6 protein-coding genes and 1 tRNA gene are annotated in these 12,492 nt (G+C 61.6%); 3 read left to right on the top strand and 4 right to left on the bottom strand.

The window, feature by feature from the left end:
• Positions 1-30: 30 nt before the first annotated feature.
• The 4 genes from AC1KVE_RS00165 to AC1KVE_RS00150 all read right to left on the bottom strand — a co-directional run bounded on the left by AC1KVE_RS00165 (position 31) and on the right by AC1KVE_RS00150 (position 10,294).
• On the bottom strand, positions 31-6,423 hold the full coding sequence (locus tag AC1KVE_RS00165) for an HTH domain-containing protein (protein ID WP_481092933.1): 6,393 nt from the start codon (positions 6,421-6,423) through the stop codon (positions 31-33).
• A gap of 238 nt (positions 6,424-6,661) precedes the next feature.
• Positions 6,662-8,278, bottom strand: a complete 1,617-nt coding sequence (locus tag AC1KVE_RS00160) for a DUF6538 domain-containing protein (RefSeq protein WP_481092934.1) — start codon at positions 8,276-8,278, stop codon at positions 6,662-6,664.
• A gap of 53 nt (positions 8,279-8,331) precedes the next feature.
• Positions 8,332-8,405: transfer RNA gene (locus AC1KVE_RS00155), tRNA-Gly, on the bottom strand.
• 104 nt (positions 8,406-8,509) lie between these two features.
• The gene (locus AC1KVE_RS00150) at positions 8,510-10,294 is read right to left on the bottom strand and encodes an autotransporter outer membrane beta-barrel domain-containing protein (protein ID WP_104559908.1); all 1,785 of its coding nucleotides are present in this window, start codon (positions 10,292-10,294) and stop codon (positions 8,510-8,512) included.
• 190 nt (positions 10,295-10,484) lie between these two features.
• Here AC1KVE_RS00150 and thiS point away from each other — a divergent pair, with 190 nt between their 5' ends.
• From thiS to trmB, 3 genes are all read left to right on the top strand, one after another.
• Entirely contained in the window at positions 10,485-10,685 is a 201-nt protein-coding gene (gene thiS, locus AC1KVE_RS00145) for a sulfur carrier protein ThiS (protein ID WP_024939391.1), read from the top strand.
• Positions 10,686-10,734: 49 nt separating this feature from the next.
• On the top strand, positions 10,735-11,529 hold the full coding sequence (locus AC1KVE_RS00140; RefSeq protein ID WP_481092935.1) for a thiazole synthase: 795 nt from the start codon (positions 10,735-10,737) through the stop codon (positions 11,527-11,529).
• Positions 11,530-11,702: 173 nt separating this feature from the next.
• Positions 11,703-12,461 carry a tRNA (guanosine(46)-N7)-methyltransferase TrmB gene (gene trmB, locus AC1KVE_RS00135; protein ID WP_053045691.1) on the top strand — a complete coding sequence of 253 codons (759 nt, stop codon included), beginning with the start codon at positions 11,703-11,705 and terminating at the stop codon, positions 12,459-12,461.
• The last annotated feature ends 31 nt before the right edge of the window (positions 12,462-12,492 follow it).

Here is a 12,492-nt window from a genome sequence, read left to right as displayed (position 1 = left end):
TTTCTCTTTCAATGACTGAAAGCGGACCAGTTAGAGTCGACGCATTGAGGACTGCAAGCGCGCCAAAGTGTCGCCCAAAGGCGCACGAAGGGACCATTGCACCTCACACATCGTGCTCATGACAAAGTAGATGTGAGACGCCTCCTCACGATCCAGACCCCGCGCCGTCAAGCGGCGCACCAGCAGCACTACCGCGTCGATCCACTCGCTCTCATTCTCGAAGGCGCCACAAGCTGTCAGTCCTGCGTGTAGGCGCACGGCTATAGGTAGGTTCGGCCGAGCAACCACAAACTCTTCAATCGCTTTCGCTAGACCGCTATGCCTGCTGTCGGATGCTGCCATCGCTAGCACAATCACGAATTTATGCACCAAGGCTTCCTCGACGTCAGCCAAGCTGGCATCAAAACTACGCAGCGTCGCCGCAATCTTGTCGATGAGAAGCTCAGGCGCACGTCCAAGACCTGTCGTGTGCGCGGCGATGAGCAACCGCTCATGTAGCGGCGTTTCGAACTGGTCCAGCGCCTTCATCGTCTCCTCGATGAGAAGTTCAGGAAGAGCAGGTGCGAAGTCAGTTCCACCCTCCAACGGCCCAGGTAGCCCTGCAAACGCGACACTCCACTTGGAAGCCAGCGACCCTTTCGCTTCTGCAAAAATGAGTTCGCCAAGCTGTGAGCCGTCGATCTCCCCGCGCCGAAGACTGGCTGCATTCATCACCCGACCGATCAATTCCTGCGAGAGTTGGCCTGGTTGGAGCAGGTAGCCATGCCAGCGAGGCTCTTTGACTAGATCGCAAAGCGTTGCCGCCTGAAAGCGGGGCCACGCCTGCTTCGCCCACACAGAAAAGCTCGAGAGCGGCACACCCGCGCTCAGCAACACGCGCTCGACCACAGCAGCCTGAGCGATGCTCGCTGCCCTACGCCAGAACGGGGGCTCTCCCAACAGCATCTGACCTGTGTTGATCGACCCGTCGATATGGGCGATCAGTGCGGCTTGCAGGCCTAGGCGCTCGCTTGCGCCGTCGGCATGCTCGGTCAGAAGTGAAATGCCCTGCATCGCCTCTGACTCAAACTCGACCAATAGATCATCGCGTGCCAACAGTCCCTCTATCAGGCCGGTCAGCGACCAAAGATCTAGTCCATCGATTCGCTCGGCTATCCACGATCTGAGTTCGGCTGCCGGTGCTGACTTGATCAACCCTACCGGTACCAGCATTGAATGCGCTGACACGAGCAAATCATCCGCTAACCCGTCGATTCCGTCGCGCTCGACGCGGTTTTCGCGCTTAGTGCCGGCGAACTGCTGAACAGTTTGGCTTTCACCACGTGGTCCGACTAATCGCTCGAAATACCGCCGGTCGCGCGGGACAAGCGCGCTGCCCTGCACAGAGCCACTTGCAAGTTGCTGATGCAATCGCTCTGAGAACCCACGAGCCGTTTGCTCCACGTCTTCCTCGAACGCATCAATCGCATCGATTGACGCCGAGCTCAGGCGCTCGAACGGGATCTTGTCGCCAAACAGCCCATGCGCCTCATACACCGAGCGGATATACGCGTTGCGCTGTTCCTCGTTTCTGAGTAGGAGTTGCGCGTGCCTGACTTGGAATACGTGGCCATCGGCTCGGCGCCCCCACACCTCGCCGACGTCATCGCGCGTCAGCGCCCATGTCCCACCCAACGAATCCTCGATGCTCTGCGCATCGCCGTCATTCGCGCAGCGAGCCGCGGCTTCGTAGAGTAGAACCGCGTCAATCACAGGATCATCTTTCAGATGCAATGAGATGGACCGCTTTCGCTCCATGCCAAAGCGCTTAAGAAGTGCAACGTCCGCAATCACGGCCTCTTGCACCGAAGGCGGAAGCGCATTGACCGCATCACCGGCCAGCTTCAAGGCAAGCAGTTGCCGCTGCTTTGCGGGAATTTTTATTTCGTTCTTATTGATGAAATCCGAGATGGAAGCTAGCTGTTGTTTGACCATATCGACAACGATGCCAAAGGAGATTGGTCGCTGCTTCGCCATCTCGTCGAGGTATTCTTCTTCAAGCCAATGGGCATAGCGCTCCTGACGCTCCTCTGTCAGCGTCATGGGGATGACCAACGACCACAACAGCATGGCTTCGATGTAATTCCACCGATCTGCGTTCAGTGGACTGGGAAGCGATGGCCCAAAGCCATCCAGACGCGAAAGTTCGAGGAGCCACGCGCACTGGATGGAAACTAATGCCGGATCCTCGGCGTCCGTCCAGAGCGTCACCACCGCTTCGCGCACAGCGCGATTATTGTGTGCCAACCATGGAGTTTCTTGGGGCTGCTGGAACAGCCGCGAGAACTGCGCCAGCTGGTGATTCTCCCGAAATGCCCTGGCTTGCAGCGACTCCCGAAGCTCGCCGTTCTCGATGGCACACTCTTGCGCGAGCGCGATCAACTCCTCTTTGACGAATGGAATAAACACATAGCCCGCGCGTCTGAGCTCCGTCCGTGCCGCCATCCAATCATGGAAAGAAATTTCTCCACGATCTTTCAATGCGTCGAGCACATCCAAGGTGGACACGACGACCACATCCTCGCCCCGACCATCGGTCATCTTCGGGTAGCGGTTGGCTGCTCGATCGTCAATCACTAGCGCTTCGACCGAACTTAGGTCGGTAAAAAGATCGTGCAACAACATGACGCTCCCGCCGTCGTCATTAGCCATGGCTTCAAGCTTGGCTTGCTCGTTTGCGTCGCCGTCGCCGTCGACACGCGGGGCGGGTGGGCGCGGCAGCACCGTGATCTTGGGATTGTTTCCCGAAAGCATGAGGAGTTGCCTGACACGATCTAGCCGCGAAAGCACGGTTTGGCTTACGTCTTCAACGGCTTCGTAGGCATGCGCTTCTTCGCGCACTGAGCGATCGACCCAAAGCGCAAAGTCGCTGTGCATGCAGGCATCGATCAGTTCCAAGTGCTCCAGATAGTTGAGCGCCAGATCGGTGATAAGTAGCGCAGTGCCTCGGGGGATTGTGGGCTCCTCGCCCCATCCCCGATCGACATTCGCCAGATAGGCCTTCGCACGCTCGTAGCTCTTGGCCGGTATGGCCCCGTATTTTTGCAGGCTTTCGACGACACAATGCAGACTGCGCAAATGCTGGGCACACGGCCCGACATCAGCCTCTTCCTCGCCCAAGGAATTCGGTTGATAGACTGGCGCGGTCTCGACAATGAGCCACTGCCCGGCCAAAAGCCCGCTCGCTTCCGCCGACGCGATGAGTCGGGGGATCTCTTCCCCAACCTCGGCGGCGAGCGCGCGGGAATACTCTGCCGGCCGGGTCAAAACCTTTATATGGGATCTTGAAAAGCTGCTGACCAGCTTTTTGGCGTCGGCGACCTTGCTGGGCTGGTGATACGGCGTGCGTTCGCGCTCCTTGAAAATCCATGCACCAAGCGCATGCGGAAGCGCGACCGAGTCGAAGACTCTGAGCACAGCATCAAGCAATTCGAGTTCGGCCAGAGTCAACAATGCAGTGGTATCGAGCGCAATGTGACTCACCTCACTCAACGGCCCGCTCTCACGCGCGATCGCGGCATACGCTGCGATAGCGGCGCGCTGGCCAGGGTCCCGCTCGCGTCGATTGTGCTCAGATGTCGCGCAATAGAGTGAAGACAACCCCCGGTTAAGCTGCTTTGCCGCGATTGCTTGGAACATGCTGCCAGATGAGATCCCGGCTGCAATCTGCTGGGTCTTCTCCTTCCATTCGGGCGCGGCTGCGACAAGCTCCTTCAAGCTGCGCCGTTGGACAGGGCCATCATCGCTCGCGGACTGAATGGCCAAGTGGAGCCAGCCGGTGACTTCAGGGTCGCTTTCCCAGTTGCCGCTCACGGCAAGCGAGTAGCCCTGCATCCAGCGCTGCGGGTCGGCATTGGGCAACGCCAAGGCTTGGTGCGTCAGCTTCTTCGATAGGCGAGGCTTATCAAGCACTTTTGCGATATGCGCCCACTGCAATAGCGCATCCGGGGAAAGATTGCCCGCTGCCGCTGCGCGTTCAAGCTGGATACCCAACCGGTCCCAATGACCCGAATATAGTGCGACCCGCTGCTCGACCTCGTCGAGCCTTTCAGGCGACATCTCAAGACTCCGCGCGGCGCTCAGAGCCTCTTCCCATCGCCCCAGGTTGAACAGCGCAGTAACCAAGTGCCCCTGTAACAACCGCGATGTGCCGACGAGCTGCGGATCGGCCAACAACTCTACGATCTGCGCCCACTGACCCTCCGCATCGAGCGCATGCGCCAGAGTTTCAGCGTCATGATGAGATTGACTATCGTCGAAAACGGTGCGCGCCAAGGGCAGTGCGCGCGCCCATTGCGCAGTGCGCATGAGCGCGTCCAAGAGTTCGCGCCGAGCAGCTTCAGAGGGTGCGTCTTCCATGCGCTGCTGTAGTTGCGCTACCTCATTTCCCCCCGTCCTCGTTTCGATCCACGCGAGAAGCTGTTGCCGCGCTTCTGGATCCCCTACTAGGTTTTCCCGTAGCCAGACCCGCGCATCCTCCACGCGCTCGCGAGCCATGAAGGCTTGAATGGCAAAGTTGGCCAGTCCAGTCTCTGAAAGGTGGCGCCTGAGCTCTTCGTTAAAGAGTGCCCAGCGATCTAGCCATTCCGCCGGATCGCTCGAAATCAGCAGTGCAAGGAGCGACTCCGCCTCGACAGACTGCAACCCGCCATAGATTCTAATCCGCCTTTCCAGCGACGTGATCAGTGTCGGCGCGTCGAGATTGACTCGGGCGTAGGCCGCAATTGCGATCCATTCGAAGCTGTCCGGCTCGGCTTCCCGGCGCGACTCGATTTCAGCACGCACTGACTGTTTGCGCGCGGGATCTTGGAGATCAAGCCAGATCGCGTATTTGAGCGCATTGTTCGCCCGATCAGTCAGACCGTTCTCGGACGCCCACGCCGAGAAACTTCGAAACTCATGCGCGGCCCGGCTTCTCTTGGCTTGCGCCCCGCCCGTGTCGCGAAGCATGACTTGCCCGAATAAGGGCACTGCATGTAGCACTTCGCCTCGCGTGCTGGGTGTGGCCGACAGACCCGTCAGCCCGAACCCCACACTCCAGTTGAGCGCAGGACACTCACCCGTCAATGGCGGCAATCGAGCGATCCACCGCTCGATCTGCTCCCAGCGCCCAACGGACAGCAAGTCGTTGAGGACGAAGAAGCGTCCATCTTCGTCGAGCGTTTCAGGTTGCATATCTATCGCTTTTACCCAATCAAGTGCGGCCTCCGTGGATACCTTACGCTTCAGGAAATAGCGCACCGTCATAGCCAAGACGCTTCGGTGTTCGTGCAACAACGCAATCCCGGCCTCCGGATCGGTTCTTGCTGCTTGCAGCGCCGCGACAACGTGCCCCAGTTCGTCCTTGTTCAAGCTTCTTGCTTCAAGGAAAGCAGCGTCCGCTTCTTCGGGTGCTCTATCCAAGAGCACTCGGGCGCACCAGTTCAAAGCCAATGCGCGCACGGGCGGGGTTCCGCCCTGCAAGTTACCGCCGCGACGCGTATCTTGGAATAGCGCCAGACCATCCCTAACCAGCTCTTCCTCGGAGATGAAGAAGCGGCCCTTGCGAAGCCTTGTCGTGCGCTCGATGATCTTGCTGTCGAAGTATGAGGGCTCGATGCTTTGTGCGATTTCAGCCGCGAATTTAAGTTTTTGGTGCTCGTCGTGCAGCAAAAAGCGCCCCACCGCATTCTGAATTAGCTGCGTCAGGTCTTTGTGCGTCAGCACGCGAGCCGACGCCTCCTTGCTCGCCGAAACGCTCGTAATGCGGTCCACAAGCTGTGGAAATGCCTTTCTCGCCTCGATCGCACCAGCGCCAGTCTCCGCGTGCACACGCGCGGCGAAAGCTTCTTGCGCTTGGTAGCGCAAGTCCTCGATATCGGCAGCACTGTGCAGCCAACTGATCGCGGTAATCAGCTTGGCAAACACTGTCGCTGTGTCGTGCTTTGCGAGAAAGCCGGCGAGTGCGCCGCCCTCGTCCGCCAGATCCTTCAAAACGCCGATAAGTTCGGTAGGATCTTCGCCGCGCTTGACCGCGTTCCAGGCGTCGATCCCGCTCCGGCCTCCTGAGATCAGTCGGGGGTTCTCTGTCCCCACGGTCGCCGTGGTCAGGTAGACGAACTGAAGCTGCAGAGCAGGATGATTTTCGATGTGGCGCACCACATTTCCAAGAAACGGCAGAACGCCCCGGAGCGTTAACGCTTGTTGGACGCGACGCACCTGCACGACAACTGCGCCGGCCGCGTCCTGCGTGGCATAGTCTTCGGCCGTCTCGATATACAGCATTCCGTCGGGTTCAAGACGCAGCCACGCTAAAGCAGACGCATAGTTCTGATACTGAAAACCGCCCTGCGTTGCCGCAGCATCGGTGCCGGCAATTCCCATCAATGGCTCGCCGGCACTCATGCTGCTTGGGGAACCGGCAATTGACCCACGGTGCGACGCGAACCTACCTGTAATTGAGCCGGTTCGAGCGCGTTTACCCTTGACCATAGCGAGCCGTCGCCCGGGAACTCGGTCTTGTTATCCGCGTGGATCGGCTGCTTATCGCTGTAATCGGTCCGGCTTACGCTGTCTGAGATGGGGATCCTATTGCACATACGCATCACCTTTAGCCATTCTTTCAAGATCAGTAGACTTGCCATCATGCGTGCAATGATGAGCTAAGCGCTTCCGCAAACTGCCCCCGCTGATACTTCACCAACGCCACAGGTGGCTTAAACTTGGCCAGCATCCTGACTCGCTTGGGGAGCGTGGCGGTTTGGGCGATGTGGATGTAGTGCTTTTCCAGGGTCGGCACCTGTCCCTGGATTGCACGCCCCGTCAGCAGGGCGATATCCGGCGAGGACACGCCCTGCTCAGCCAAGGCTGTGGAGATCGTGTGGCGGAAGGCGTGGAAGCCTGTGCCTTTCTCGATCCCGAAGGTCTTAGCGTAGGCGCCAAACTGCTTGGACAGCTGCACCCCGTATCCCTTCCCATTCGGCGTGCCGTCTTCCTTCGTGCCCATCGGCAGATGCGGAAACAATCGCGGATGCCCCGTCGCTTTCATGTCTTGGACGAAGTCCAAAAAGCCTGCATCCAACAGTGGCTTTGCCAACGGCAGGAAGCGAATACTGGACTTGTTCTTGATCTTCTGGCCGCGTGTTTTCTTCCACAAGAACACGCCCCACACGCCTGCAATCTCTTGCACGTCGTCGAGGTAGATCTGTGCCACTTCATTGACCCGCGCTCCCGAGAACAATCCGAGCATCGGCCCCCACCAGCGGTGCGGCAATTCCCTGGCCCACGCAGAAAACCGCTGCGGCTCAAACATCGCGGCTAGCTCATCGGGCGTGAATGGCCTACCGGTTTCAATATCGGTGGACGTATCGATATTTGCTTTCAGGCCGATGAGCGGGTTCTTGTTCAACTGATCCATGCCCACCAGATCGTTGAGGAACGCCCCGAGTTTTTGCGTGTGCTTGTTCCGGGTATTGGCCGGGGGTTCAGGGATATTGTCGGCCTTGCCCCAGTCTAGAATTTCCAGCTCCGACATGCCACGGAACTGCGGCTTGACCCCGGCGTGGGGTGGCCACCACCTCACTTCATCCAGAAATTTGCGGATGTGATCAACTTTGATCTCCCTGACGTGGATATCGGTCGTGATCGCCAGGAACAGACGCAGGGAATGGCGGCTCTCGGAGATGGTGTCCGCCGCAAGCTGCCTACGGACCATATCGCCCAGATGATTCTTAATCGCCACTGAGAGCAACGGTGACAGCTCGGATGCGACGGGAACACTAGATAGCGCTGCCACCGCCTGGGGCTGGGCTTCAATCAGCGAGCGCGCGAAGCGGATTAGGTCTTCGGTGTCCTGGGGGCCATTGACCTGGATTTCCCCAAGATCGACATTGCCAAGGCGCAAGCCGCTGGCTGTCCACGGCCGGATCTGGCCCAGCTCATCCTCATCACCGGAGCGCCGTTCGACACGTCGCTGGGCGTCTTCCAGAAGCTTTTTGACATCCACCATCCGTGTGCCCTGCCTGATCGCTTGGAACGCTCGGGAGAGTGACACAGCGAAGACCGCGGCGACCAGCCGGGCGTCGTCGCAGCGATAGCTTTTCAAGGATCGGATGAGGAGGCGCGCACCGACCTGCGCACGCAAATCCGAGGGGACTCGGAAGCGGACATACAGGCCTGAGGGACGCACCAGGAACAACGGCTTTGGCATGAAAACGATACCTAAAACGATACCCAAGGGGGTCGATTTAGGCGTCGCCATGTTGTTCTTGAAAGCCTTTAGAAACAGCTATTTACGCTGAAAAAGGCTTGATCTGGAGCGGGCGATGGGAATCGAACCCACGTCAGTAGCTTGGGAAGCTACAGCTCTACCATTGAGCTACGCCCGCGCGGCGTTGCGAGAGTTTAGGCGGGTGCGGGGGCCGGGCGCAATGCGTAGATGTGACGAGGGCCGGTTGCCCGGCCCTCGTTTGCAACGCGCGTGGTGCTTGGATCAGAAGTTGCCGCTGAAATTCACGAACAGCGTCGCGTCGCGGGCGCTGCGCTGGGCGGTGGTGGTGCTCAGGCCGATATTGCTCTGCAGGCCCCACAGGCCGGTGCGGGCGCCGAGCACGACGGTCGCATAGTTACGATCGAAGTTCTGGCCCGGGACGGTGTACATGCCCACGTCCGGCATCGACTGCAGCCAGGCGCTGGCTTCGGTGCCGTCCTTGAACTCGTGGTCATAGGTCGCCTGCAGGTACGGCTTGACCGCAGCACCGTCCAGGCGCACCTGGAAGCCGATGCGACCGACCATCGAGTCGATGTCCTGATCGGCGTAGCCCAATGCGGTGGAGCTTTCGTTGCTCTCGGTGTAGCCGTCGAGCTTGAGCTTCTGCCAGGTCAGGCCGACCACCGGGCCGTACTTGACGTTGCCTTCGCCCAGCGAATAGCCGGCGTTGACCGCGGCGGTGAGGTTGCTGCCGTCCGGCGAGCCGCTGTGCACGCGGGTGGCCGGCCCGAGCTGCACTTCGCGGTCGACGTCGTAGCTCAGCCAGCTGTAGCTGACCTGCGCATTGACCCAGACCGGGCCGGTGTACCAGCCGAAGAAGCCGCCCAGCGTGGTGTCGTCCTGCTTGAAGCTGCCGTTACGGTTGCCGAAGTCGGCGTCCATGCTGCCGAAGCCGGCAAAGCCGCCGAACACCAGGTCGCCCGCAGTCCAGTCCACACCGAACAGGCCGGCCGGGGCCATGCCGTCGTACAGATCGGCGTGGTCGTAACGCTGCATGTCGCCGCGCACGCTACCCCACCAACGCAGGCCATCGGCGTCCGGCTTGCCGTCCAGATGCCAGGCCACCTGGTCGGCGCGCGCGCGGCCGATCGCCTGCGCCGAATGCGTGAGCACCTGCTGCAGACGCGGGGCTTCCAGCAGCGAGATGGCGTACTCGCCCAGGATCTGGTGGGTGGCGGTGGTCGGGTGGATGCCATCGGCGAACACATAGGTGTTGGGCGCGTTGGCGGCGACCAGGCTGGTCGGGTTGCAGGCCGGCAGCGGCACGGCGGGGTTGCAGGCGGTGCTGGTGACGTTGCTGAAGCCGTAGGTGCCCGGATCGGCAACCACTTCCTGCAGGATGTGGAAGGTGTCGACCGGGATCACGCGCAGGCCGGCCGACCGCAGGCCATTGAACAATGCGGTGTTGTAGGCGGTTGCCGCAGCAGTGCCCTGCGCCATCGCAGCGGCACCGCCGGCGCGGAAGCGCGGGGTGATGCCCACGTCCGGAATGGTCGGCACCATCACGTAGCGCGCGCCGGCGGCCTGCAAGGCGCCGACCGCACCGACCTGCGCGGTGACCGCGTTGCCGATGATGGCCTGCGCCTGGGCCGGCACGGCTGCAGCGGCGAGCAGATCGTTGGCGCCGCCCCATACGGTGTAGAGCGCATTCGGGTTGGCCTGGCCGCCGTTGGCGCTCAGGTAGGTGTTGATCTGGCTGGTCACCGAAGGCGCGGCACCGAGCACGCTGGTCGAACCGGCCTGGATGCGGGCGCCGCCGGCGGCGTAGTTGTCGCCGGTCTGGCCATTGCCATTGGGCGCGGCATTGGTGCCGTAATGGTCGGCGACGTACTCGGCCCAGACCCAGCCCGGGTTGGTGGTGAACTTGCCGGTGACGGCGCGCGAGGCGGCCGGCAGCAACGGGTTGTAGTAGCCGCTATCGGTGAGGCTGTCACCGAAGAACACGGTCTGGTCGAACGCAGACGCGGCCATGGCCGGGGTGGCCGCAATGGCGATGGCCACAGCCATCAGGGAACGGATCGGGCGAAGGGTTGAAGCCATGGGAGTGCCTGCTCAAGGTAGTGTGGAACTGGACCGGACCTGCTGACGTACGCCGGCGAATGGCACATGGTTTCACCCTCGCCGCCCGCGCTCACGCTGCATTGCCGCATAACGCAAAAACGCGCGCCCTGGCGGCACGCGATGCCACAATGATGACATGAACATTCAACTCAACGGCACCCCGCGCGACGTTCCCGACGATCTGCTGCTGGCCACCCTGCTGGAGCAGGAAGGTCTTGCACAACGGCGCGTGGCGGTGGAGATCAATGGCGAAATCGTGTCGCGCGGGCGGCATGCCACGCACCGGTTGCGTGCCGGCGATGTGGTGGAGATCGTGCACGCGCTGGGCGGCGGTTGATGCGGCACACAGGCCGGCGCAGCTGCGCGCGATCGGTGATAATTGCCCGATGACCAATACCGCCCCCTCTGATGCGCTGATCATCGCCGGCAAGCCCTACCGTTCGCGCCTGCTGACCGGCACCGGCAAGTTCAAGGACCTGGACGAAACCCGACTGGCCACCGAAGCGGCCGCCGCGCAGATCGTCACCGTGGCGATCCGCCGGGTGAACATCGGCCAGGACCCGAACACGCCCAGCCTGCTCGATGTGCTGCCGCCGGATCGCTACACGCTGCTGCCCAACACCGCCGGCTGCTACACCGCCGAAGACGCGGTGCGCACCTGCCGGCTGGCGCGCGAGCTGCTGGACGGCCACAACCTGACCAAGCTGGAAGTGCTCGGCGACGAGCGCACGCTGTATCCGGACGTGGTGCAGACGCTCAAGGCTGCCGAGCAGTTGGTTGCCGATGGCTTCGACGTCATGGTCTACACCTCCGACGATCCGATCCTGGCCAAGCGCCTGGAAGAGATCGGCTGCGTGGCGGTGATGCCACTGGCCGCGCCGATCGGCTCCGGGCTGGGCATCCAGAACAAGTACAACCTGCTGGAAATCATCGAAAACGCCAAGGTGCCGATCATTGTCGATGCCGGCGTGGGCACGGCATCGGATGCGGCGATCGCGATGGAGCTGGGCTGCGACGGCGTGCTGATGAATACCGCCATCGCCGGTGCGCGCGACCCCATCCTGATGGCGAGCGCGATGCGCAAGGCGATCGAGGCCGGACGCGAAGCCTTCCTGGCCGGGCGGATTCCGCGCAAGCGGTATGCCTCGGCGTCGAGTCCGGTGGATGGCGTGATTGGATGAGTGGGTGGGCTGCGTTGACATTGCCGTCGATGCGCACCGCTCGGCCGTGTGACGTGCCGGATGTGGCCGTTGCTGGATCGGGCGTCGCTGCACGTGCTCCCTTACGCCGTACCCTCACCCCAACCCCTCTCCCCAAGGCAGAGGGGCTTTTGTTTTTTGATGTGACTTAACTCATGACTGATCCTTTCACCAGCGACGGCGCCAAGATGCCGCCCAAGCCCTTTACCATCGAAGAGGGCCGCCGGCAGGTGCGCAGCTTCGTGCTGCGCCAGGGCCGCTTCACCCCGGCGCAGCAGCGCGCGTTCGACGAGCTGTGGCCGCGCTTCGGCCTGGACTACAGCGGTGCGCCGCGCGATCTCGATGCGGCCTTCGGCCGTCCCGCACCCAAGGTGCTGGAGATCGGGTTTGGCAATGGCGCGGCATTGCGCTTTGCCGCGCAGCAGGACCCCAGCCGCGATTACATCGGCATCGAGGTGCATGCGCCCGGCGTCGGTCGCCTGCTCAATGCGCTGGACGAGGATGGCAGCACGCATGTGCGCCTGTATCACCACGACGCAGTGGAAGTGCTCGAACACGAGATCGCCGATGGCGCGCTTGACGAGGTGCGCATCTACTTCCCCGATCCGTGGCACAAGAAGCGCCACAACAAGCGCCGCCTGATCCAGCCGGCGTTCGCTCAGCTGGTGGTGCGCAAGCTGCGCGATGGTGGCCGCCTGCATGCGGCCACCGACTGGGCCGATTACGCCGAACAGATGTGGGACGTGCTCGATGCCACCCCGGGCCTGGTCAATCGCGCCGGCCCGCGCGGCCACGTCGAACGCCCCGCCTGGCGCCCGCAGACCCACTTCGAAACCCGCGGCCAGAAGCTCGGCCACGGCGTGTGGGATCTGGTTTATGACCGGGATTCGGGAGCGGGGATTGGGGATTCGTAACAGCGCTACCCCGCATACTCGACGCCGCAGT

Source organism: Xanthomonas sp. NCPPB 2864, from assembly GCF_056675615.1.
Note: the sequence above shows the minus strand (reverse complement) of the source record. Positions and strands in the feature narration are given on the sequence as shown.

Bases quoted from the DNA above. Each gene is read 5' to 3' on its own strand.
- AC1KVE_RS00140 (WP_481092935.1), top strand. From the start codon at position 10,735: ATGACCAATACCGCCCCCTCTGATGCGCTGATCATCGCCGGCAAGCCC.
- AC1KVE_RS00150 (WP_104559908.1), bottom strand. From the start codon at position 10,294: ATGGCTGTGGCCATCGCCATTGCGGCCACCCCGGCCATGGCCGCGTCT.
- trmB (WP_053045691.1), top strand. From the start codon at position 11,703: ATGACTGATCCTTTCACCAGCGACGGCGCCAAGATGCCGCCCAAGCCC.
- AC1KVE_RS00165 (WP_481092933.1), bottom strand. From the start codon at position 6,423: ATGAGTGCCGGCGAGCCATTGATGGGAATTGCCGGCACCGATGCTGCG.
- AC1KVE_RS00160 (WP_481092934.1), bottom strand. From the start codon at position 8,278: ATGGCGACGCCTAAATCGACCCCCTTGGGTATCGTTTTAGGTATCGTT.
- thiS (WP_024939391.1), top strand. From the start codon at position 10,485: ATGAACATTCAACTCAACGGCACCCCGCGCGACGTTCCCGACGATCTG.